The organism is Kitasatospora sp. NPDC048298 (genome assembly GCF_043201465.1).
Taxonomy (GTDB): domain Bacteria; phylum Actinomycetota; class Actinomycetes; order Streptomycetales; family Streptomycetaceae; genus Kitasatospora.
Genome location: NZ_JBICYZ010000009.1, coordinates 75,038 through 97,766, shown reverse-complemented (window position 1 = coordinate 97,766; position 22,729 = coordinate 75,038). Strand labels below are relative to the sequence as shown.

19 protein-coding genes and 1 tRNA gene are annotated in these 22,729 nt (G+C 73.6%); 16 read left to right on the top strand and 4 right to left on the bottom strand.

Features of this window, described 5'->3' with window-relative positions; all coding sequences use genetic code 11:
* Positions 1-193 precede the first annotated feature (193 nt).
* Entirely contained in the window at positions 194-1,678 is a 1,485-nt protein-coding gene (locus ACGF0D_RS10380) for a potassium/proton antiporter (protein ID WP_392874077.1), read from the bottom strand.
* 240 nt (positions 1,679-1,918) lie between these two features.
* On the opposite strand from ACGF0D_RS10380, the gene ACGF0D_RS10375 reads away from it, so the two are divergent.
* A complete protein-coding gene (locus tag ACGF0D_RS10375; protein ID WP_392874074.1) occupies positions 1,919-4,636 on the top strand; it encodes a penicillin acylase family protein in 2,718 nt (905 codons plus the stop codon).
* Positions 4,637-4,735: 99 nt separating this feature from the next.
* Here the strand turns inward: ACGF0D_RS10375 and ACGF0D_RS10370 are convergent, their stop codons facing one another.
* Positions 4,736-5,326, bottom strand: a complete 591-nt coding sequence (locus ACGF0D_RS10370) for a 5-formyltetrahydrofolate cyclo-ligase (protein ID WP_392914627.1) — start codon at positions 5,324-5,326, stop codon at positions 4,736-4,738.
* A 62-nt stretch (positions 5,327-5,388) separates the two neighbouring features.
* Between ACGF0D_RS10370 and ACGF0D_RS10365 the strand changes: the two genes are divergently transcribed.
* From ACGF0D_RS10365 to ACGF0D_RS10320, 10 genes are all read left to right on the top strand, one after another.
* On the top strand, positions 5,389-6,309 hold the full coding sequence (locus tag ACGF0D_RS10365; RefSeq protein ID WP_392874070.1) for a GGDEF domain-containing protein: 921 nt from the start codon (positions 5,389-5,391) through the stop codon (positions 6,307-6,309).
* Positions 6,310-6,360: 51 nt separating this feature from the next.
* Complete coding sequence (galU, locus tag ACGF0D_RS10360) at positions 6,361-7,281, top strand: UTP--glucose-1-phosphate uridylyltransferase GalU (protein ID WP_392874068.1); 921 nt, start codon at positions 6,361-6,363, stop codon at positions 7,279-7,281.
* A 33-nt stretch (positions 7,282-7,314) separates the two neighbouring features.
* The gene (glp, locus tag ACGF0D_RS10355; protein ID WP_392914626.1) at positions 7,315-8,652 is read left to right on the top strand and encodes a gephyrin-like molybdotransferase Glp; all 1,338 of its coding nucleotides are present in this window, start codon (positions 7,315-7,317) and stop codon (positions 8,650-8,652) included.
* A gap of 127 nt (positions 8,653-8,779) precedes the next feature.
* The gene (moaC, locus tag ACGF0D_RS10350; RefSeq protein ID WP_392874286.1) at positions 8,780-9,220 is read left to right on the top strand and encodes a cyclic pyranopterin monophosphate synthase MoaC; all 441 of its coding nucleotides are present in this window, start codon (positions 8,780-8,782) and stop codon (positions 9,218-9,220) included.
* The gene (locus ACGF0D_RS10345) at positions 9,217-9,735 is read left to right on the top strand and encodes a molybdenum cofactor biosynthesis protein B (RefSeq protein ID WP_392914625.1); all 519 of its coding nucleotides are present in this window, start codon (positions 9,217-9,219) and stop codon (positions 9,733-9,735) included. Before moaC ends, ACGF0D_RS10345 begins: the two co-directional genes overlap by 4 nt.
* Entirely contained in the window at positions 9,732-10,349 is a 618-nt protein-coding gene (locus tag ACGF0D_RS10340) for a GNAT family N-acetyltransferase (protein ID WP_392874283.1), read from the top strand. Before ACGF0D_RS10345 ends, ACGF0D_RS10340 begins: the two co-directional genes overlap by 4 nt.
* A gap of 158 nt (positions 10,350-10,507) precedes the next feature.
* Entirely contained in the window at positions 10,508-11,509 is a 1,002-nt protein-coding gene (locus ACGF0D_RS10335) for a hypothetical protein (protein ID WP_392914624.1), read from the top strand.
* 81 nt (positions 11,510-11,590) lie between these two features.
* Positions 11,591-11,664, top strand: a tRNA-Ala gene (locus ACGF0D_RS10330).
* Between the two features lie 351 nt (positions 11,665-12,015).
* Positions 12,016-13,206, top strand: coding sequence for a glycosyltransferase 87 family protein (locus ACGF0D_RS10325; protein ID WP_392914623.1), 1,191 nt, complete (start codon positions 12,016-12,018; stop codon positions 13,204-13,206).
* A 43-nt stretch (positions 13,207-13,249) separates the two neighbouring features.
* Positions 13,250-14,869, top strand: coding sequence for a DUF2079 domain-containing protein (locus ACGF0D_RS10320; RefSeq protein WP_392914622.1), 1,620 nt, complete (start codon positions 13,250-13,252; stop codon positions 14,867-14,869).
* 76 nt (positions 14,870-14,945) lie between these two features.
* On the opposite strand, the gene ACGF0D_RS10315 is transcribed toward ACGF0D_RS10320, so the two are convergent.
* Both ACGF0D_RS10315 and ACGF0D_RS10310 read right to left on the bottom strand, forming a co-directional pair.
* Positions 14,946-15,827 (bottom strand): peptidase, encoded by an 882-nt coding sequence (locus tag ACGF0D_RS10315; RefSeq protein ID WP_392874053.1) that lies wholly within the window; start codon positions 15,825-15,827, stop codon positions 14,946-14,948.
* A gap of 2 nt (positions 15,828-15,829) precedes the next feature.
* Complete coding sequence (locus ACGF0D_RS10310) at positions 15,830-17,158, bottom strand: VWA domain-containing protein (protein WP_392874050.1); 1,329 nt, start codon at positions 17,156-17,158, stop codon at positions 15,830-15,832.
* Positions 17,159-17,322: 164 nt separating this feature from the next.
* On the opposite strand from ACGF0D_RS10310, the gene ACGF0D_RS10305 reads away from it, so the two are divergent.
* From ACGF0D_RS10305 to ACGF0D_RS10285, 5 genes are all read left to right on the top strand, one after another.
* A complete protein-coding gene (locus ACGF0D_RS10305; RefSeq protein ID WP_392914796.1) occupies positions 17,323-18,183 on the top strand; it encodes an ATP-binding cassette domain-containing protein in 861 nt (286 codons plus the stop codon).
* Complete coding sequence (locus ACGF0D_RS10300; RefSeq protein WP_392914621.1) at positions 18,183-18,866, top strand: ABC transporter; 684 nt, start codon at positions 18,183-18,185, stop codon at positions 18,864-18,866. Before ACGF0D_RS10305 ends, ACGF0D_RS10300 begins: the two co-directional genes overlap by 1 nt.
* 153 nt (positions 18,867-19,019) lie before the next feature.
* Positions 19,020-19,523: a DUF1269 domain-containing protein gene (locus ACGF0D_RS10295; protein ID WP_392874044.1), complete on the top strand. Its 504-nt coding sequence runs from the start codon at positions 19,020-19,022 to the stop codon at positions 19,521-19,523.
* 113 nt (positions 19,524-19,636) lie between these two features.
* A complete protein-coding gene (locus ACGF0D_RS10290; RefSeq protein ID WP_392914620.1) occupies positions 19,637-20,992 on the top strand; it encodes an FtsW/RodA/SpoVE family cell cycle protein in 1,356 nt (451 codons plus the stop codon).
* Positions 20,989-22,497, top strand: a complete 1,509-nt coding sequence (locus ACGF0D_RS10285; protein WP_392914619.1) for a penicillin-binding transpeptidase domain-containing protein — start codon at positions 20,989-20,991, stop codon at positions 22,495-22,497. Before ACGF0D_RS10290 ends, ACGF0D_RS10285 begins: the two co-directional genes overlap by 4 nt.
* Positions 22,498-22,729: the final 232 nt, after the last annotated feature.

Genomic DNA, 22,729 nt, shown 5'->3' with positions numbered 1-22,729 from the left:
CCAACTCTGCGTCAGGCAGATGCTGGGGGTGGTCTAACGATGGTTATACGGCTGGTGGGGCCAGCATACAGTTACGCGCGTAGACACCGCCAGCCGCCCCCGCCCCCCGACTCCCGCCCCCCGGCTCCTGGGCGGAAGGCCCGGGAGCCGGGGGGTCGGGGAGCCGGGGCCCGGGAGCCGGGGCGGCCCAGGCTCACCGCCCGTTCAACCACCCCGCGAGCTTGCCGCCCTTGTCCACGGCCCGCAGCCGCCGCTCCGCCGCCGCGCCGACCTCGTCCGTGGTGACCACCAGCAGCTCGTCCCCGCCGCGCAGCACCGTCGCCTTGTCCGGCACGAAGGAGTTCCCCTCCCGCACGACCAGGGTGACCGCCGCCCCCTTGGGCAGCCGCAGCTCGCTGATCTCCACGCCCGACATCTTCGAGGCGGGGGAGAGCGCGACCGACAGCAGGTGCCCGTGCAGCTTCTCCAGCGGCGCGGACTCGATGCCCAGGTCCTGGCCCATGGCGCCGTCGCCGATCCGCAGCCGCTTGGCCACCCACGGCAGGGTCGGCCCCTGGAGCAGGGTGAAGACGACGACCAGGATGAAGACGATGTTGAAGACGTCCTCGGCCCGGTGCGCGCCGGACACCACCGGGATGGTGGCGAGCACGATGGGCACCGCCCCGCGCAGTCCGGCCCAGCTCAGCAGCGCCTGCTCGCGGGCCGGCACCTTGAAGGGGGTCAGCGAGAGCATCACCGACAGCGGCCGGGCCAGGAAGACCAGCACGGCGCCGATCACCAGCGCGGGCACCACCGCGTCGCCCATGGACTCGGGCGTGACGAGCAGGCCGAGCAGCACGAACATGCCGATCTGCCCGATCCAGGCCAGCCCGTCGGCGAAGCCCCGGACGGCCGGGCCGTGCGGCAGCTTGGAGTTCCCGAGTATCACCGCGCTGACGTAGACGGCGAGGAAACCGGAGCCGTGCAGCAGCGCGCCGCCGGCGTACGCGAGCACGGTGAGCGCCATCACGGCGATCGGGTAGAGGCCCGAGGAGGGCAGCGCGACGTGCTTGAGCCCGTAGGCGCCTATCTTGCCGACGGCGAGGCCTATCGCGGCGCCGATCGCCAGCTCGGCGATGATCGTGCCGATCAGGACGTACCAGGAGTCCAGCTCCCCGGTGGTGGCGAAGGCGACGACCAGGATGACCACGGGCGCGTCGTTGAAGCCGGACTCGGCCTCCAGCAGGCCGGTGAGCCGGTGCGGCAGCGGGACCATCCGCAGCACCGAGAAGACGGCGGCCGCGTCGGTCGAGGAGACGATGGCGCCCAGCAGCAGCGAGGTCCGCCAGTCCAGGCCGACCAGCCAGTGGGCGCCCGCCGCGGTGGCGAAGACGCTGACGCCGACGCCGACGGTGGCGAGCACGGTCGCGGCCGGCATCACCGGCTTGATCTCGTGCCAGCTGGTCTTGAGGCCGCCCTCGGCGAGGATCACCACGAGTGCCGCGTAGCCGAGCACCTGGGTGAGCTCGGCGTTGTTGAAGGTGACACCGATCCCGTTCTGGCCCAGCGCCACACCGATCCCCAGGTAGATCAGCAGGCTGGGCAGCCCTGATCGGGTCGAGAGGCGTACGGCGCCCACCGCGAACAGCAGGATCACGGAGGACTCAAGCAGGAGCTGGTTCAGGTGGGAGACGTTCACGCAGGGGCACCTCGGGCAGGCAGGGGCGGACGGGGTGTCTGGCGGTGCTGTGGGGTCGACGCGTTAAGAAGTCGTCAATACTCCCCTTGTGGATCGTTACGCAGTCTAACATTTTGCCATATCTTTAGCTTGGTCCCCCGTTCACGGTGCTTGGCCCTCTCGGCCTAATGTGGTGCCCTGTCACGGCCGCAGGCCCTGGACACGCCCGCCCGCCCCGAAGTCAGGACCGCAAGGACCCAGATGCCCCGCTCGAAGAAGTTCCGGCGCGCCCGTCTGATCGTGATCGTGCTGGTCGTGCTGCTGGTGGCCGGCGCCGGCTACGGCGGCTACCGCGGGGTCTCCGCGGTCCGCGCCTCCTTCCCGGAGGTCGACGGCAGCGTCAAGGTGGCCGGCCTGAGCGCGCCCGTCGACGTCAAGCGGGACGCCAACGGCATCCCGCAGCTGTACGCCGACACCAACGAGGACCTGTTCCGCGCCCAGGGCTACGTCCAGGCGCAGGACCGTTTCTGGGAGATGGACGTCCGCCGGCACATCACCGCCGGCCGGCTCTCCGAGATGTTCGGGGACGGCCAGGTCGAGACCGACACCTTCATCCGCACCATGGGCTGGCGGCAGGTGGCGCAGAAGGAGTTCGACACCAAGCTGTCGCCGGAGACCAAGAAGTACCTCCAGGCCTACTCGGACGGCGTGAACGCCTGGCTCGCGGAGCACCCCGGCGGCGCGAAGGCCTCGCTGGAGTACGGCCTGCTCGGCGTCGTCAACAGCGGCTACCAGCCCGAGCAGTGGTCCCCGGTCGACTCGGTGGCCTGGCTCAAGGCGATGGCCTGGAACCTCTCCGGGAACCTCCAGGAGGAGATCGACCGCTCGCTGCTGGCCCAGGACTTCGGCCCGGACAAGATCGCCGAGCTGTACCCGGACTACCCGTACGCCCGCAACGGCACGATCGTGAAGACCGGCACGGTGAACGGCGACAACTACCGCCCCGCCGACGGCTCCCCGCAGTCCGGCGCGGCCCCCGGCACCGCCACCGCCCAGGGCGCGGCCACCACCAAGGCGCTGCTGCAGGGCCTGACCGACCGGATCGACGCGATGCCGCAGCTGCTCGGCCGCCCCGGCCAGGGCATCGGCTCCAACTCCTGGGTGGTCGCCGGCTCGCACACCACCACCGGCAAGCCGCTGCTGGCCAACGACCCGCACCTCGGCCCCGGCCTGCCCTCGGTCTGGTACCAGATGGGCCTGCACTGCCGGACCAGCTCCCCGGCCTGCCAGTTCGACGTCTCCGGCTTCACCTTCGCGGGCATGCCCGGCGTGGTGATCGGCCACAACAAGGACATCGCCTGGGGCTTCACCAACCTCGGCGCCGACGTCACCGACCTCTACCTGGAGAAGGTCACCGGCCCGGAGACGTACCAGGTGGACGGCAAGGACGTGAAGTTCGACCTCCGCAAGGAGACCATCAAGGTCGCCGGCGGGGAGGACCGCACCATCACCGTCCGCACCACCCAGACCGGTGCCCCGCTGATCTCCGACCAGAGCAGCGAGCAGCAGAACGTCGGCAAGTACGCCCCCAACGGCCCGTCCGCCCCCGACCGCGGCACCAGCGGCTACGGCGTCGCCCTGCAGTGGACGGCGCTGAACCCCGGCAAGACCATGGACGCCGTCTTCGAGCTGGACAAGGCGAAGAACTGGGACGAGTTCCGCGCCGCCGCCAAGGACTTCACCGTCCCCGCGCAGAACCTGATCTACGCCGACGCCAAGAACATCGGCTACCAGGCCCCGGGCGCCATCCCGGTCCGCGGCAAGGGCGACGGCAGCTACCCCGCGCCGGGCTGGGACTCCACGTACCAGTGGAAGGACCCGATCCCCTTCACCGCGCTGCCCTGGAGCCTCAACCCCTCGGCCGGCTACATCGTCACCGCCAACCAGGCCGTGGTGGACCCGAGCTACAAGTACAACCTGACCAAGGACTGGGAGTACGGCACCCGCGCCAAGGAGATCACCGACCAGATCGAGGGCCTGCTCAAGAACAACGGCAAGATCTCGCCGGACGACATGCAGACCCTCCAGCTGGACAACACCAGCGTGATGGCCAAGACGCTGGTCCCGCTGCTGCTCAAGCAGCCGGTCAGCGACCCGTACGTGCGCGAGGCCCAGGACCTGCTGAAGGACTGGAACTTCCACCAGGACGCCGACTCGGCGGCCGCCGCCTACTACAACGGCGTCTGGCGCCAGCTGCTGATCCTGGCCTTCGGGCAGAAGTTCCCGGCCGACCTGCGGGCCAAGGACAACTGCCTGCTGGTCCGCCAGCAGGACGACCCCACCAAGCCGGACAGCTCCACCAAGATCGTCACCGAGTGCGGCACCCGCGAGCCGGGCAAGGCCCAGCCGGACGGCGGCGACCGCTGGACCGAGGTCGTGCGCCAGCAGCTGGAGAAGCCCGACAGCTCGTGGTGGACGTACATCGACGACCAGCACAAGGAGCAGAAGGGCCTGGACAACCTGCTCCAGGAGGCGATGAAGAACGCCCGCCAGGAGCTGACCTCGCTGCTCAGCAAGGACGTCTCCACCTGGAGCTGGGGCCGCCTGCACAAGCTGGAGCTGCGCGAGCAGACCCTCGGCACCGACGACTCCTCGATCGCCTCCGGCGCGGTGCACAAGCTGCTCAACCGTGGCCCGTACCGGCTCTCCGGCGGCTCGGCGGCAGTCGACGCGGCCGGCTGGAACGCGGCGGCCGGCTACCAGGTGGACTGGATCCCGTCGATGCGCATGGTGGTCGACCTGAACGACCTGGACGCCTCGCGCTGGATCAACGTCGGCGGCGCCTCCGGCCACGCCTTCCACGACAACTACAACGACCAGACCGACCTCTGGCTCAAGGGCAAGCTGCTGACCTGGGCCTACTCACCGGACGCGGTCGAGAAGGCCACCAAGCACAAGCTGGTGCTGACCACCGGCTGACGGCCGTAGAGCCAGTACGGCCCGTACGGCCCGGCCACCGGCGGCCCCGCTCCCCCGAGGGAGCGGGGCCGCCGCCGTTCCCGCCCGCGGCCGCCGGCCTCAGCCGAGCCCGCGCACCCCCGAGGGCAGCACCGCCAGGTCCACCGGCTGGTCGTGCGGTTCGGCCGGCACCCGCTCCAGCAGCTCGTGCTCGTACAGCAGCACCGCCAGCACCGGCCGCACCCCGGCCCGCTCCAGCCGGGCCAGCACCCGGTCGTAACTGCCGCCGCCCCGGCCCAGCCGCAGCCCGGAGCGGTCCACCGCCAGGCCCGGCAGCAGCACCACCGCGGCCTCCGTCACCGCCTGCGGGCCGAGCCGCGGGCCGACCGGCTCCAGCAGCCCGCGCCCGGCCGGGGCCAGCGCGTCGGGGCCCGCGTACTCGGCCCAGTCCAGGTCGTTGTCGGCCAGCAGCACCGGCAGCAGCACCCGCGCCCCGCGCGCCCGCAGTGCGTCCAGCAGCGGCCCCGTCCCGGGCTCGGAGCCCACCGAGACGTAGGCGGCCACCGTGTCGCCCGCGGCGGCCAGCTCACCGGCGTGCCGGGCCAGCGCGTCGGCCACCGCCGAGCGTTCCCCGGCGGCCAGTTCGCGCCGCCGCGCCAACAGCCGTGTCCTCAGGCCGCTCTTCTCGTTGGGCATCCGATCCTCGTTCATCCGATCCTCCTGGCCTGCGCACCGCCGACGCGCAGAGCCTGACACGCGAAGGGGCGCCCCCATTGACCACCCCGCTGCTGGTCCAGGCCCTGGCCGCACTGAGCGTCCCCGCACTGGCCGGCGCCACCGCCCTCGGACTGCGCGGACGGCGGGAACGGGCCGGGGCCGCCGCCGGGGCGCAGCGGCTGCGCGCGCGGATCGCCGAACTGGAGGAGCGCTGCGCCGAACTGGAGCGCACCGCCTCCTGCGACCCGCTCACCGGCGTGTGGAACTACCGCCACCTCCAGCTCACCCTGGACCGCGAGATCGAACGGGCCCGCCGGGCCGAGCACACCGAGCAGGCCGAAGGGCCGCGCCCGCTCGCCGTGCTGATGCTGGCCATCACCGGCTTCGACGCGGTCGTCGCCGAGCACGGCCGGGGCCGGGCGGGCGCGGTGCTGCGCGACCTCGCCCAGCGGCTCGCGATGGAGATCCGCCGGGCCGACACCCTCGGCCGCTACGGCGGCGAGGAGTTCCTGGTGGTGCTGCCGGACACCGGCGCCGAGGGCGCCGCGCAGGTCGCCGAGCGGCTGGTCTGGTCGGTGCGCCGGCACCTGCTGCTGGACTGGTCCTCCGGCCCGCGCGAGGCCCGCCCCGCCGCCGGCAACGGCCTGACCGCCGCCGCCGGCATCGCCGTACTGCCCGAGGACGGCACCCACGCGGCCGTCCTGCTGCGCGCCGCCGACGCCGCGCTCGCCGCGGCCAAGGAGGCCGGCGGCGACTGCTGGCGGCTGTCGACCCGGCCGCCCGAGGAGCCCGACCGGCCCGGCGGCGACCGCCCCGAGCAGGCCACTTGCCCGCCCGGTCACGGAGCGGAGGGCGAAGGTGACCGTTCGGGAAAGGCGGGTAGTCTGTCGGCCTGTGTCGGCGGGGACCTGCTCTCCCAGCCGGTCGTGACCCATACACCAGCCACCGTGGCCGGGCCCCGCGACGCGCTGTCCTAGCCGTCCGACTGCGCTCGGCCGGGCGAAAACGTGCCTGAGTAAGGTAAACGCATGACGACGACCAACTCCCGAGTGCCGGTAACCAAGGCCGTGGTTCCCGCGGCCGGACTGGGCACCCGCTTCCTCCCGGCGACCAAGGCCACCCCGAAGGAGATGCTCCCGGTCGTCGACAAGCCGGCGATCCAGTACGTCGTCGAGGAGGCCTCCGCCGCCGGCCTGTCCGACATACTGATGGTCACCGGCCGCAACAAGCGCGCGCTGGAGGACCACTTCGACCGTGCCTACGAGCTGGAGGAGCTGCTGGTCCGCAAGGGCGACGAGCAGCGTCTGGCCAGGGTCCGGGAGTCCGTCGAGCTGGCCAACATGCACTACGTCCGCCAGGGCGACCCGAAGGGCCTGGGCCACGCCGTCTCCGTCGCCGAGCAGCACGTCGCCGGCCAGCCCTTCGCCGTCCTGCTCGGCGACGACCTGATCGACCCGCGCGACCCGCTGCTCTCCCGGATGATCGAGGTCCAGCAGCAGCTCGGCGGCTCCGTCGTCGCGCTGATGGAGGTCGACCCCTCCCAGATCCACCTCTACGGCTGCGCCGCCGTCAAGGCGAACGGCTTCGGCGAGGACGTCTTCCAGGTGACCGACCTGGTCGAGAAGCCCGAGCCCGGCGAGGCCCCGTCGGCCTACGCCGTGATCGGCCGCTACGTCCTCGACCCGCTGGTCTTCGAGGTGCTGCGGGAGACCCCGCCCGGCCGCGGCGGCGAGATCCAGCTGACCGACGCCCTGCGCGAGCTGACCAACCGCGAGGCTGCGGACGGCGGCCAGGTGCACGGCGTGCTCTTCAAGGGCCGCCGCTACGACACCGGCGACCGCGCCGACTACCTGCGCGCTATCGTCCGTCTGGCCGCCGAACGCGAGGACCTGGGCCCGGAGTTCCGCTCCTGGCTGCGGGAGTTCGTCGACACCGAGATGCAGGACTGACGCAGGACGACCACGACCGAGAGCGAGCCGCCGATGACCGGGTCCACCGAGCACAGCACCACGCCCAGCGCCTGCTGCGACACCGGAACGGACCCGGCCCCGGCGGCCCCGCGGCTCTGGACGGTGGACGAGCACCTCGCCGACGTGCTGGCCGCGGTCGGCCCGCTGCCCGCGATCGAGCTCCCACTGCTCGACGCCCAGGGCTGCCGGCTCGACGAGGACGTGGTCGCCGACGGCGACCTGCCGCCCTTCGACAACAGCTCGATGGACGGCTACGCGGTCCGCACCGCCGACACCGAGGGCGCCACCGACACCTACCCGTCGGTGCTCTCGGTGGTCGGCGACATCGCCGCCGGCGCCGCCGAGCTGCCGAAGGTCGGCCCCGGCCAGGCCGCCCGGATCATGACCGGCGCCCCGCTGCCGCCCGGCGCCCAGGCCGTCGCCCCGGTCGAGTGGACCGACGGCGGCACCGGCACCGGGGTCGCCGCCGCCGCGATGACCGCGCCCGTCCCCGACGAGGAGGTCCGGGTGCTGCGCCCGGTCGCCGCGGGCGCGCACATCCGCCGCCGCGGCGGCGACGTCGCGGCCGGCACCCGGGTGCTGGAGGGCGGCACCAGGCTCGGCCCCGCCCAGCTCGGCCTGCTCGCCGCGATCGGCCGGCCCACCGTGAAGGTCCGCCCGCGCCCCCGGGTCGTGGTGCTGTCCACCGGCAGCGAGCTGGTCCAGCCCGGCGAGCCGGTCGGCCCCGGGCAGATCGCCGACTCCAACAGCTTCACCCTCACCGCGGCCGCCCAGGAGGCCGGCGCCATCGCCTACCGGGTCGGCGCCGTCCCGGACGACGCCGACCGGCTGCGCGCCGTCCTGGAGGACCAGCTCGGCCGGGCCGACCTGATCGTCACCAGCGGCGGGGTCAGCGTCGGCGCGTACGACGTGGTCAAGGAGGTCTTCGAGTCCTACGGCGGCGTCGACTTCCGGCGGCTGCGGATGCAGCCGGGCAAGCCGCAGGGCTTCGGCCGGATCGGCGGCGCGGCCGGGGTGCCGCTGCTCGCCCTGCCCGGCAACCCGGTGAGCGCCTACATCTCCTTCGAGCTCTTCGTCCGCCCGGTCATCCGCACCATGCTCGGCGCCGCCGACGTGCACCGCCCGGTCGTCCGCGCGGTGTGTCCGACGGCGCTGCGCTCCCCGGCCGGCCGCCGGCAGTTCCTGCGCGGCCGTCACTCGGCGGCGGACGGCACGGTCGAGCCGGTGGGCGGCGCCGGATCGCACCTGGTCGGCGCGCTGGCCCGGGCGAACTGCCTGATCACCGTCCCCGAGGAGACCACCGAACTGCCCGCCGGCAGCGAGGTCGACGTGGTGTTGCTGGACTCCTGATCGGCCACCAGGACCCGGGAACGGTACGGTAGCGCGGTATTCGACCTGCGCGCCCCTGGAGTTCCCCGTGACGACACCTCCCCCCGGCGACCGCCTCACCCACGTCGACGACCAGGGCGCGGCCCGGATGGTCGACGTCTCCGAGAAGGCCACCACCGCGCGCACCGCCGTGGCGGCCGGCCGGGTGCGGGTCTCCCCGCAGGTGGTCGAGCTGCTGCGCGGCGAGGGCGTGCCCAAGGGCGACGCCCTCGCGGTGGCCAGGATCGCCGGGATCATGGGCGCCAAGAAGACCCCGGACCTGATCCCGCTCTGCCACCCGATCGCGGTCTCCGGCGTCAAGGTCGACCTCGCCGTCGCGGACGACGCGGTCGAGATCACCGCCACCGTGAAGACCGCCGACCGCACCGGCGTCGAGATGGAGGCGCTGACCGCCGTCGCGGTGGCCGGGCTGACCGTCGTCGACATGGTCAAGGCGGTGGACAAGGCCGCCACGATCGAGTCCGTCCGGGTGCTGAGCAAGACCGGCGGCAAGAGCGGCGACTGGTTCGCCCCGGAGGTGGACGCATGACGGCCCCGGCCGGGAGGGCGCTGGCCGTCACCGTGTCGAACCGGGCCGCGGCCGGGGTCTACGAGGACCGGGGCGGCCCGCTGCTGGTGGCCGGCCTGACCGCGATGGGCTTCACCGCCGACGGCCCCCGGGTCGTCCCGGACGGCGAGCCGGTGGAGGCCGTGCTGCGCGAGGCCGTCGCGGCCGGCTACGACGTGGTGCTGACCACCGGCGGCACCGGCATCTCGCCGATGGACCTCACCCCCGAGATGACCGCCCGGGTGATCGACCGTCAGGTCCCCGGCATCGCCGAGGCGGTCCGCGCGTACGGCCGGGAGAAGGTGCCGACCTCGGCGCTCTCCCGCGGGCTCGCCGGACTCGCCGGACGTACCCTGATCGTCAACCTGCCGGGCTCGACCGGCGGCGTCAGGGACGGCCTGGCCGTCCTGGAGCCGCTGCTCGCCCACGCCGTCGACCAGCTCGGCGGCGGGGACCACCCCCGGGCCGACGCCCCAGCACCCGGGAGAACGCACTGAACGCCGGTTGGCCGGTAGAACTCCAGGAGGGGGAGGTCGTGCTGCGCCCGATCCGGGCCCGCGACCAGCGCGAGTGGCAGGAGGTCAGCCGCCGCAACCGGGACTGGCTGCGCCGCTGGGAGGCCACCGTGCCGCCCGGCCCGGCGGGTCGGGTGGCCGGCCCCCGGCCGACGTACCGGCAGATGGTCCGCTTCCTGCGCGGCGAGGCCTCGGCCGGCCGGATGCTGCCCTTCGTCGTGGTCCACAAGGGCCAGCTGGTCGGCCAGTTGACCGTCGGCGGGATCACCTGGGGGTCGATGTGCTCGGCCAACATCGGGTACTGGGTGGACGAGGCGGTGGCCGGCCGCGGCATCATCCCGACCGCCGTGGCGCTTTCGGTGGACCACTGCTTCCGCACGCTCGGGCTGCACCGGATCGAGGTCTGCATCCGTCCGGAGAACGCCCCGAGCCGACGGGTGGTGGAAAAGCTCGGCTTCCGCTCGGAGGGAATCCGTCCGCGCTATCTCCACATCGACGGCGACTGGCGCGACCACCTCGTCTACGCGTTGACCGACGAGGAGGTCCCGGAGGGGATGCTGGGGCGCTGGCGGGCGCTCAGTTCCGGGCGCGGCTGAGGTAATTGAATATATGTTCGAAACAAATATCGATATGGCATCGGAGGGGCACCGGACCCCCACAAATAGCGGCAAAATAGTCGGAGAATCAGCTTGATCACACGACACGCCGTGCCAAATTGCTGCCAGGCTTCCCCGGCGCCCGTACGGTGTGAATCGTGAGCAGTAGCGGCCTTATCTACGCCGTCATCGTAGGGGCCTGGGCCGCCTATCTGGTGCCGATGTGGCTCCGCAGGCAGGACGAACTCAACGAGGCGCGCCCGACGGAACGCTTCAGCACCGCCATCCGCCTGCTGGCCGGGCGTTCGGCGCTGGAGCGGCGGGCAGCCCGGGCCCTGGGCGACGAACCGCGTGACGGCGAGCAGAGCAACGACGGTCCTCCCGAACGGGACGCGACCGCCTCCGGCGACCCCGCGCGGGAGCCCGAACCCCCGGCACAGCGCCCGGCCGAACGGCCGGCCCCCGAGCCGCGGGCCGGAGTCGAACGCCGGGCGCGGCTGCTGGCCCGCCGGCGGCGGATGGTCACCGCCCTCTTCCTCTCCTTCGCGCTCGGCGCGGTGGTCGCCGCGGTGGCCGGACTGGCCTTCCTCTGGGTCCCGGCCGTCCCGGCGGTCCTCCTCACCCTGTACATCGGCCACCTGCGCAAGCTGGAGCGCCAGCGGTACGAGGTGAAGCTCGACCGGGTCCGGGCCGCCCAGGCGGCCGAGCGGCTGCGCAAGCGCGAGCAGCAGCGCGCCGCGGCCCCGGCGCCCGGCGACGCCCCGGCCGAGGCCCCCGTCGCCGCGGAGCCGGCCCCGGCCCCGCCCGTCGGGGAGCGGGCCGCGCGCCGCGCGCACCTGCGGCTGGCGGCGGACCCGGAGCAGCCCACCGTCTCGGTGCCCTCCGCCTCCGCGGTGGCCGAGGCGACGGAGCACGAGGAGTGGGTCGACGGCATGCGCGAGCGCGGTGCGGCCGGCCCGGACTCCTGGGAGCCGGTGCCCGTCCCGCTGCCGACCTACGTGACCGCCCCGGTCGCCCCCAGGGTCTCCCGCGGCCTCGACCTGTCGTCCCCCGGCACCTGGACGGCGGGCCGCCCCGCGGAGCCCCGCAAGACCCCGCTGTTCGACCAGTACGCCGAGCCGCAGGCCCCCGAGTCGCGCCCGCGCGCGGCCAACGAATGACCAGGGCCACCCCCCGTCGGCGCCGCCAACCGGGGGGTGGTCACGGACCCCCTCCGAAAGGTGCTAGAGTTTCTTCTCGTTGGGGCTGTGGCGCAGTCCGGTAGCGCACCTCGTTCGCATCGAGGGGGTCAGGGGTTCGAATCCCCTCAGCTCCACCCAGCAGATCGACTCCGGTCGGTCGACGAAATCCCGCCGGGAGGCAACTCCCGGCGGGATTTCGCGTTTTGGGCTTCGGGCCCGCGGCCGGGGCCGGTTCCCGGGTGGCTGTGGGTGAGATCACATCGCCCTTCCGGGCCCGTTTCTGACGCGGTTTGGGGCTCGGAGGGGTCGGTTATGGTGGGTGGGCCCAGACGCTGACGAGGGAACGATCTGGTCTATCTCGACGGGGTGCCATCGCGGTGCGCGAGTTCGGTCTGAAACGGTGGGGGCGGCAGACGGGTCCGGAAGGGGCCGGCGGCGCAGCGGAAACCGGAAGACCGAATTCCTGGACCCTCCCGGCGGCCTGCGTGGCGGCGGTGTCACTGGCGGTGTTCGCCTGGTTCCGGCACACCCACGGGGCCACCATGGTCGACATGCTGGTCTACCGGGCCGAGGGCGAGGCCGTCGTCCGCGGCGAGGACCTGTACGCGATGCGGCTGCCCGGCTGGGACCTGCCGGCCACCTACCCTCCGTTCGCGGCGATGCTGTTCGTGCCGAGCACCTGGTTCGACGTGAGCACCCTGCGCGTCCTGGTGATGCTCCTCAACTACGCGCTGCTCGCCGCGGCCGTCCACCTGTCGCTCAAGCTGGCCGGCTGGCCGAAGCAGCACCGCGCGGCCGTGGTGATCCTGGCGACCGGCCTCGGCATCTGGCTGGAGCCGGTCTTCACGACCTTCCAGTACGGCCAGGTCAACCTCGGCATCCTCTGCCTGGTCCTGTGGGACCTGACCCGCCCGGACGGCCACCGCCTCAAGGGCGTGGGCATCGGCCTGGCCACCGCCATCAAGATCACCCCGGGTCTGTTCGCCGTCTACCTGTTCCTGACCGGCAGGGTCCGGGCCGCCCTGGTCTCGGCCGGCACCTTCCTGGCGGCGGGCCTGATCGGCTGGGCCGCGCTACCGGACGCCTCGTGGGGGTTCTGGACCACCTACCTCTGGGACCCGAGCCGGGTCGGCGTGACCGTCCTGGTGGACAACCAGTCGCTGCGCGGCGCCGTCTGCCGACTGCTCGACGTTAACGACCCGGGCCCGGTCGGGCTCGTCGCCTCGGCGCTGGTCGCGGCCCTCGGGCTCGGGGTGGCGGTGCTGGCCGGACGCTCGACGCGGATGCTGCGCCGGGCCGACGCCTGGGGCGCGGTCTGCGCCGCGCTCACCGCGCTGCTGGTCTCGCCGATCAGCTGGACCCACCACTGGGTCTGGTGCGTCCCGCTGCTCGCCCTGCTGGCCGTGGAGGCCAGGACCAGGGGCCGGCAGGTGCTGTTCGGCCTGACCCTGCTGGTGTTCCTCTCCCACGTGATGTGGACGGTGCCGCACCGGTGGGGCCGCGGCGTCGCCTGGTACTGGCAGCTGCCCGGCGCGATCTACCCGCCGATCGCGATCGCCGTCCTGGTCACCCTGGGCGTGCGGCTGTACCGCGCCCGGCGGCAGGCCGCGGACGGCGCCGAGGCCCCACTCGCCACCAGGCCGGACCGCGAAGCCGCCCTGACGAACCGGACCTGACGGACCGGACCCACGGACCCAGACCGGACGGATCGGACCCGACGTGACCACCCAGACCGCACCCCCGCCGCCGGCCGCCGCCGGACCGGCCGCCCGCCGACTGGCCGAGGCCGTCCTGCTCGGCCCGGCCCGGCGCACCGCGCTGCTCACCGCGCTCTGCTTCGCGGTGACCTGTGCCATCGGCCTGCAGGGCTGGACGTCCGTGTCGCTCGGCGGCTTCGACCTCGGCATCTTCGACCAGGGCGTGCGCGGCTACGCCCACTTCGGGCTGCCCGTCTCGACGCTGAAGAGCTTCCACCACGAGTTCCCGCCGGGCTTCTCGCTGCTGGGCGACCACTTCTCGCCGGTGCTGGCGCTGCTCGCGCCGCTGTACTGGATCTGGGACGACCCGCGCTCGCTGATCATCGGGCAGTCGCTGCTGTTCGCGGCCGGGGTGCCGCTGGTCCGGCGGATCGCCGGGCACGCCTTCGCCGCCGCCGAGCCGCGCACCGCCCGCCGGGCCGCCGACCTGGCCGGCCTGGTCCACGCGCTCGGCTGGCCGCTGCTGGTGGCCGCCCGGGTGGGCTTCCACGAGGTCGCCTTCGCGGTGCCGCTGACCCTGCTGATGCTGGAGCGCGGCCTGGCCCGCCGGTACGGCACCGTGGTGCTCGCCGCCCTGCTGCTGTGCTGCACCAAGGAGGACCTCGGCCTGATGGTCGGGGCGTACGGCCTGGTGCTGCTGCTGCGCACCCGCCGCACCGGCGACCGGGCGGGCCGCCTCACCGGTCTCGGGCTGCTGCTGGGCGGGCCGGTCGCCTCGGCGGTCGCCATCACCTGGCTGATCCCGGCGATGGGCGGGGAGCCGGGCTACTACTGGAACTACGGCTCGCTCGGCACGGACGGCGGCGACGCGCTGCGCAGCCTGCTGCACGACCCGTTCCTGCTGGTGCAGGCCGCCTTCGACCAGCCGCTCAAGCCGCTGCTGCTGCTCTGGCTGTTCGGCACCACGCTGCTGCTGCCGCTGCGCTCGGCCACCGTGCTGTGCGCGCTGCCGCTGCTGGCCGAGCGGATCCTGTCCAGCAACCCCAACCACTGGTCGATCGCCCGGCACTACGACTCGCTGCTGTGGCCGGTCCTGCTCACCGCCGCGATCGAGGTGCTGGGCCGGCTGAGCGCCGTCGGGCGGCCGGAGCGGAGCGTGCGGCGGGCCCGCCGGCTGGGCCTCGGCGCGGCCGGCATCGCCCTGCTGGCCGCGGTGCCGATGGGGCTGCTGCCGCTGGCCGTACCGTCCTCCTGGGCGCCCAAGACGAGCGAGGCGGCGCTGGTGCGGGCGGCCGCGCTGATCCCGGACGGGGCGTTCGTCGAGGCGGACAACCAGATCGCGCCGCGGCTGACCGCCCGGACGGACGTGGTGCTGGTGGACGGCACACCGCGCGGGCGCGAGTACGTGCTCACCCGGGGCGACAAGCGGTCCTTCCCGTTCAAGACGGACAAGGAGCAGGCCGAGCGGATCCGGCTGCTGCTGGCGCACGGCTACCGGCAGGTGTGGGCCGAGGACGGGGTCGTGCTGCTGCACCGGGAGGGCGACGAGCCGATCCCCGGCGAGCACGTGCCGGGGCCGGACAGCGAGCCGGTCCAGGACGAGGTCCCGTCCGACGTGGGGCACAACCTGTTCCGGGGCTGACCGACGCCCGCGAACGCGCCGGAGGGCCGGCCGGAACGACGTCCGGCCGGCCCTCCGCGGGCTTCTCGGGGGTGCCTCAGGGGCGGTCGGAGCCGGTGTAGCTGCCGCTCGGGTGGGAGCCCTGGGCCGGGACGGAGCCGTAGCGGCCGGGCCGGTGGCCGTGCGGGTGCCGGGTCAGGTTGTAGCCGAGGACACCGGCCAGCGCGGCCAGGAAGCCGCCGCCGATCGTCCAGTACCAGCGGCTGTTCCAGCCGGAGAACCAGCCGGTGTACCAGTGCTCCTCCTGCGCCACCGGGGCGGCCGCCTTGGCCGTACTGGCGCCGCCGCCGGCCGGCGGGACCAGCGGGGCCTTCAGCTCGCCGCCCTCCGGCTGGGCGTTGTCGGCGTCGCCCTTGGCCGCGACGTGCAGCTTGACCGCGGAGGCCAGGCCGAGGTCGGGCTGCGGGACGTCGCTGACCGACAGCCGCACGTAGTAGGTGCCGGGCAGCGGGTCGCCGGACCACGGCTCGGCCCAGGTGCGGACCTCGCGCAGGGTGCAGTCCAGCGCCAGGGAGGCGGCGCCCTGCTCGGCGGTGGCGTTCTGGGTGCCGGCGGTGCACGCCTGGCGGCGGCGCAGCCCGTCGAAGACCTCGACGGACCAGGTCTGCGGGCCGTGCCGGTCGGCCGTGGGGGCCAGGGTGACGGCCAGGCTGATCGTCGGGGTCTGGCCCTCGGAGGCGCCGAACGCCCAGTACAGGTAGTCACCGGTGGAGACGGCGACGTTGGCGTCCTGGCCGGGGGAGAGGTTGACCGCGGTCAGGAAGGAGGTGCCGGCCTTGGTGGCCGGGGCCGGGGTGCCGCTCGCACTGGCCGAGGGGGACGGCGAGGCGGCCGAGGCGGTCGGCGCGCCCAGGGCGCTCAGGGCCAGGGCGGGCAGCAGGGCGAGGGCGGCGAGGGCGCCGCGGATCGTCGTACGCATGGTCAGTTCGCCCTCCAGACGGAGATCCGCCAGCGCGCGATCCAGCCGAAGACCAGGCCGAAGGCCAGGCCGGCCAGGGTGAGGGTGAGCAGCAGGATCCAGCCGCGGCCGAGGCCCATCGCGGCGCCCTCGGGAGCGGGCGAGGCGGAGGCCAGGTCGACGGTCAGCTCCAGCGGCATGCCCGGGTCGGCCTGGACGCCGGCCTGCGGGGCCAGCGCGTTGCTCACGACCAGGCAGACGGTGGTCTCCGGCTTGTCCTTGGCGTCCTTGGAGGCCGTGGGGCTCGCGGTGACGTACCCCTTGGAGTCGGCGGTGGACCAGCGCAGGCCGGTGGAGACCACGTCGGTGCGGGAGCTGCCGGCGTCGGTGCCGCGGACCAGCTCCTGGCCGGTCGCGCTGGTGGCCTGGAGCAGCACCCCGTAGTCGCGGGCCACCGGGCGGTCCAGGGCGACGCTGACCGAGGCGCGCAGCTCCTGGCCGGACTTGACCGGGACCTTGTAGACGCGGTGCTCGGAGAACTTCTCGCGGTCGGTGTAGACGCCCGGGGCGAGGACCGGGGCGTTCTCGCACTTGTCGGTGCCGGTGGTCTTGACCGGGGTCACGGTGTAGGTGTCGTTGGAGCGGTCGACCAGCTGCTTCACCTTGTCGGTGAGCTGCTCCTGGGTGCGGACATCGGTGTAGGTGCCGCCGGTCGCGTTGGCGATGCAGAGCAGCTGCTGGCGGGTCTTGTCGTCGTGGGCCAGGCCCAGGGTGTCGACCACCAGGTGGATGCCCTGGGAGGCGAGCTCGCGGGCGACGTCACAGGGGTCGGGCGGGGTGCAGGTGTCCTCGCCGTCGGTGATCAACACCACGCGGCGGGTGGTCTCGCCCTTGCCGAGGTCCTGGGCGGCGCCGCGCAGGGCCAGGCCGATCGGGGTGAACCCGGTGGGCCGCAGGGTGGCGACGGCGGTCTTGGCCTCGACCTTGTCGGTCTTGCCGACCGGGTAGAGCTGCTTGGTGTCCTGGCAGCCCAGGGCCTTGTCGTTGCCGGGGTAAGTCGCGCCCAGGGTGCGGATGCCGAACTCGGTCTCCGCGGGCAGCGCGTCGATCACCTCGTTCAGCGACTGCTGGGCCACCGCGATGCGGCTCTTGCCCTGGATGTCCGCTTCCCGCATGGAGCCGCTGACGTCCAGGACGAGGTCGACCCGGGGGGCCTCCTTGGTCGCGGGAGCGGCCCCGGCTGATGGTTCGTCGGCGTGGGCGGGCAGGCCGAGGAGCAGCGAGGTGCCCGTTATCGCCAGGGCCGCCAGCAGGCTGCCGAGCCTGGTCTGTGGTCGTCGTCCGGTAGTCACCCGGCCGATACTAGGGATCATCAGTTCGTCATGGCGAAACGAGTCCCGATCGTGCCTCGACCAGCCGCGGGGTGAACTCCGGCGCACGGATGGGGAATTAGCTCACGCCGGCTTTACCGCCGATGGATAGCCTTCCGTACACAACGGGACGGGACGGGGGCGTGATGGAGCTGACGGCGGTCGGCAAGCGGTACGGGCGGCGGGAGCGGTGGATCCTGCGCGGGGTCGATCTGGCGGTCGGGCCGGGCGAGTTGGTGCGGATCGCCGGGCGGAACGGGAGCGGAAAGTCGACGCTGCTGCGGCTGGTCGCCGGGATCGAGCGGCCGAGCACGGGGCGGGTGGTGCGGCCAGGGCCGACGGCCTACGTGCCCGAGCGCTTCCCGCCGGCGCTGCCCTTCGACGCCGTCTCCTACCTGCTGCGGGTCGGCCGGGTGCACGGGCTGTCGGCGGAGCGGGCGCGGCGGCGGGCGCAGGAGTGGCTGGACCGCTTCGGTGTCGCGGACCGGGCGGGCACGCCGCTGAGCCGGCTGTCGAAGGGCACCTGCCAGAAGGTCGCGGTCGCCCAGGCGCTGCTGCCCGAGGCGCGGGTGCTGTTGCTGGACGAGGCCTGGACCGGGCTGGACCCGGAGGCCAGGGCGGTGCTGGACGAGGCCGCCGCCGAGCGGGCGGCGGCGGGCGGCACGGTGTTGTTCGTCGACCACGACCCGGCCCGGCTGGCCGGGCTGACCAGCGCCGCGTACCGGGTCGGCACGGACGGCGCGCTGCGGCCCGTCGAGGACGGGACGGGGGAGCAGGGGCGGGAGGGCCCGGTGATGGAGGTCGAGGTGGACGTCGAGGGCGGCGCCCCGCTGCCGCCGCTGCTGCCGGGGGCACCGGAGGTCACCGCGCTGGCCGGGACGGCGGTGCGGCTGGCGGTCCCGGTCGCGCACTCGGACGCGCTGCTGCGCCGGCTGCTGCTGGGCCGCCCGGCCGTCCGGGTGCTCTCGGTGCGGCGGCGCGAGGAGCCCGGGGCGGGGGAGCGGTGATGGCGCAGATCGGTTCGCTGACCCGGTACCACCTGGAGCTGCTGCTGCGCTCGCACGCCTGGCTGCCGCCGTTCCTGGCGTACGCGCTGCTGCTGGTGGTCGGGGTGGCGGTGGGCGACCCGCTGCTCGGCGGGCTCGGCTTCGGCGCGGGGGTGCTGCTGCCGGTGAGCGCCTGGTACGTGCGCAGCGTGCTGAGCGCCGAGCCGCCGGCCTCGCGGGCCTGCCTGGTGGCGGCGGCGGGCCCGGTCAGGGTCCACCTGGGGGCGCTGCTGGCGGCGCTGACGGTGTCGCTGGTGCTGGCGGTCGGTCAGGTGGCGGCGGTGTGGTGGACCAGCGGGTCGGTGGCCAACGCGGGGGCGGAGCGGGATCCGGGGGCCGGGGCGGCGGTGTCGGCCGGGCTGGCGGCCTCGGCGGTCTGCGTGCTGATGGGGGTGCTGGCCGGGGCGCTGGCGAACCGTCCGGTGCTGGGCCGGGCGCAGTACGGCATCCCGACGGCGCTGGCGCTGGCCACGCTGCTGCTGGTGGTGCCGTACTCGCCCGCCAACGCGGCGGTGCGCGGGCTGGTGTCGGCGGCCCGGACCGGACGGATCGCCGTGCCGTGGCCGAGCCTGGCAGCCGCCGTCGTCCTGCTGGCCGCGGTCGGCGCGGGGGTGGCGGCGCTGGCCGGGCGGCGGCCGGAGTGAGCGGGCGTGCCGGGTGATTCCGGCAATGGCGGACACACCGCAGCGAAGAGCCGATAAATATGGATAACACTCGTTAGGGTGCGGAATCGGGACACGGTGCCACCACACGGGCGCCCCTCCCCGGCCTGTCCGACACCCTGGAAGGACCCCGCAGTGAGCAACCTCTTCGCGATCGCCTACCCGGACCTCGCCACCGCCCAGGCGGTGCGCAACGAGGCGATCGGGCTCCAGAAGCAGAAGCTGATCGAGCTGGAGGACGCGGTCGTCGTCGAGCGTCGCGCGGACGGCCGGATCAAGCTGCACCAGCAGGTCAGCACGACCGGGGCGGGCGCCGCCGGCGGCGCGCTCTGGGGCGGGGTCATCGGCCTGCTGTTCTTCATGCCCCTGGTGGGCGCGGCGGTCGGCGGCGCGGCCGGGGCCGCGGTCGGCGCCTCCACCGACATCGGGGTGGACGACGACTTCATGCGCCAGGTCGGCGAGCACCTCCAGCCCGGCACCGCCGCCGTCTTCCTGCTGGTGCGCAAGGCGACCGCCGACAAGGTGGTCCCGGCGCTGGCCCGTTTCGGCGGGCGGATCATCCAGACCTCGCTGTCGGCCGAAGCCGAGGCCGAGCTGAAGGCGACCGTCGAGGCCTCCGGCTCCCAGGCCTCCGTCTGACCCTCCCCGTCCGACCGCCGCTCCCCCGGGGCGGACCCGCCCCGCCGCCGGTCCGCCCCGGTCGGCGTCCCCCGGCCGGCGGCACCGGGTCCTTCCCAATCCCAGGACGGTCCGTGGCGACACCCTCCGCCGTGCCGAGATCCGCCGCCGGGCCGAGCCGGCCGGTGCCGACCAGGCGCACCACCGAGCTCGTCCTGGTGGTCGGCGCCGTCCTGATCGCCGTGTACGGCTACGTCGAGGTCGGCGTCAACCTGGACGGCCAGGTGCCGGCCGACGCGGCCGAGTACGGTGCCGCGCTCGGTGTGCTCGCCCTGGCGGCGCACGGCGTGGTCCGGTGGCGGGCCCGGTACGCGGACCCGCTGCTGCTGCCGATCGCGGTGCTGCTGAACGGGATCGGGCTGGTGGTGATCTACCGGCTGGACCGCGCCACGCCGGGGCGCGCCGGTGCCGCCTCCACCCAGCTGCTCTGGTCGGCCCTGGGGGTGGCGCTGTTCATCGCGGTGGTGCTGCTGGTGCGCGACCACCGCCGGCTGCAGCGGTACGCGTACATCGGGGCGCTGCTGGCGCTGGTCCTGCTGGTGCTGCCGATCTTCTTCCCGCCGGTGTACGGCTCCCGGATCTGGATCGTGATCGGGCCGCTCTCCTTCCAGCCGGGGGAGTTCGCCAAGATCCTGCTGGCCGTCTTCTTCGCCGCCTACCTGGCGGTGCACCGGGACGCGCTGGCGCTCACCGGACGCCGGGTGTGGCGCCTGCAGCTGCCGCCCGGGCGGGTGCTCGGGCCGGTGCTGCTGATCTGGGCGGCGTTCGTCGGCGTCCTGGTGCTGGAGACCGACCTCGGCACCTCGCTGCTGTTCTTCGGCCTGTTCGTGGTGATGCTCTACGTGGCCACCGCGCGCACCGGCTGGATCGCCATCGGCCTGGGCCTGGCCGCCGTCGGGGCGGTGGCGGTGGGCTGGCTCTCGCCGCACGTGCACAGCCGGGTCACGGACTGGCTGGACCCGCTGGGCTCGATCGCGGCGGGCCGGGGCGCCAACCAGATCGCCCAGTCGCTGTTCGCCTTCGCCTGGGGCGGCGAGCTGGGCACCGGGCTCGGCAACGGGCACTCGGTGCTGATCGGCTTCGCCGCCAAGTCGGACTTCATCCTCGCCACCATCGGCGAGGAGCTCGGGCTGACCGGGCTGGTCGCGGTGTTCCTGCTGTACGCGGTGCTGGTCTCGCGGGGTTTCAGGACCGGCATCGCGCTGCGCGACCCGTTCGGGCGGCTGCTGGCGATCGGGCTGGCCGCGATCGTCGGCCTCCAGGTGTTCGTGGTGGCGGGCGGGGTGCTCGCGCTGATCCCGCTGACCGGGATGACCATGCCGTTCATCGCCCAGGGCGGCTCCTCGGTGGTCACCAACTGGATCATCGTCGCGCTGCTGGTGCGGATGAGCGATACGGCGAGGCAGCCCGCTCCCGAGGAGGTCCGATGACGCGCGCGCGGCCCGGGGGCAACGGCCCGCAGGGGCTGCCCGGCATCTCCGTCACCGGGCGCCGGGCGGCCACCTTCTGCCTGCTGCTGATCGCGGCGCTGTGCGCGCAGGCCACCCGGGTGCAGGTGTTCCAGGCGAAGGAGCTCAACCACAACAGCGCCAACCAGCGGCGCACCATCGAGCGCTACGCCCAGCCGCGCGGCGACATCATGGTCGGCTCGGAGCCGGTCACCGACTCCGAGCCGACCGGAGGCCGGTACGCGTACAAGCGCGGCTACACCGACGGCCCGACCTACGCGGCGGTCACCGGCTTCGCCTCGCAGGCGTACGGCACCACCCAGCTGGAGGCGACCGAGGACGACCTGCTGACCGGCACCGACAGCCGGCTGGCGGGCTGGCCGGTCTGGGACGCCGTCTCCCGCCGGCAGAACCCCGGCGGGGACGTGTACACCACGCTGAACCGGGCCGCCCAGCAGGCCGCGATGCGCGGGCTCGGCGACCAGAAGGGCGCCGTCGCCGCGATCGAGCCGGCCACCGGGCGGATCCTGGCGCTGGCCAGTACGCCCTCCTACGACCCGGGAGCCTTCGCCGGGTACGGCGCCGACGACCAGGCGGCCTGGAACCGGCTGCAGGCCGACGCGGACGAGCCGATGCTCAACCGGGCGCTGCGCCAGACCTACCCGCCGGGCTCGACCTTCAAGGTGGTCACCGCCGCGGCCGCGCTGGCCGACGGGGTGGTCACCGACCCGGACGCGCCGACCGACGCGCCGTACCCGTACGTGCTGCCCGGTACGACCACGCCGCTGGTCAACGACACCCCGGTGTGCGACCGGGCGGGCCTGTCGCTGGCCGAGGCGATGACCGCCAGCTGCAACAGCGTGCTGGGCTACCTGGGGGTGCGGGTCGGGCTGGACCGGATGGCCGCGATCGCCGGGGACTTCGGCTTCAACGACGCGAAGCTGGACGTCCCGGTGCGCGCGGCCCGGTCGAACTTCGACACCCGGATGGACGACGCGCAGCTGGCGCTCTCCTCGATCGGGCAGTTCGACACGGCGGCCACCCCGCTGACGATGGCGATGGTCGCCGCCGGGATCGCCAACGACGGGACGGTGATGCGTCCACAGCTCGTGGACAGGCTGACCAGGAGCGACGGCACCACGGTGCAGCTGATGCGGCCGTCCGTCTACAAGCGGGCGATCACGCCGGCGGTGGCCGCGCAGGTGCGCGGGCTGATGACCGACGTGGTGGAGAAGGGCACCGGCGGCAACGCCCGGATCGCCGGGGCGGTGGTCGGCGGCAAGACCGGGACGGCCCAGCACGGGGTGGGCAACAGCGGCACGCCCTACGCCTGGTTCATCGCCTGGGCCGCTCCGGCCGGTTCGGACGCGGTGCCACCGGTGGCGGTGGCCGTGGTGGTCGCGGACAGTCACGCCACCGACGTGACGGGTGGTGCGCTGGCCGCGCCGATCGCCCGATCGGTGATGCGCGCGGTGCTCGGCCGATGACCCCGGCAGGGGTGCTGAGCTGCTGCTTTAACGGTCCGACGGGCGATGCGCCGTTTACGAAGTGTCCGGTTTGTACATCGATATGCGCCGATTCGGACAATGCGCGGGTTGGTACTGTTCGTTTGCGACACTGGTGCTTTCGCCGTGGACTGTCCCATCTTTGTTCGGTTGGTCCCCGATGGCACCCCGTGGCATGTCGGGTGACCACACGCAAGGACACCCTCCCCCGCCC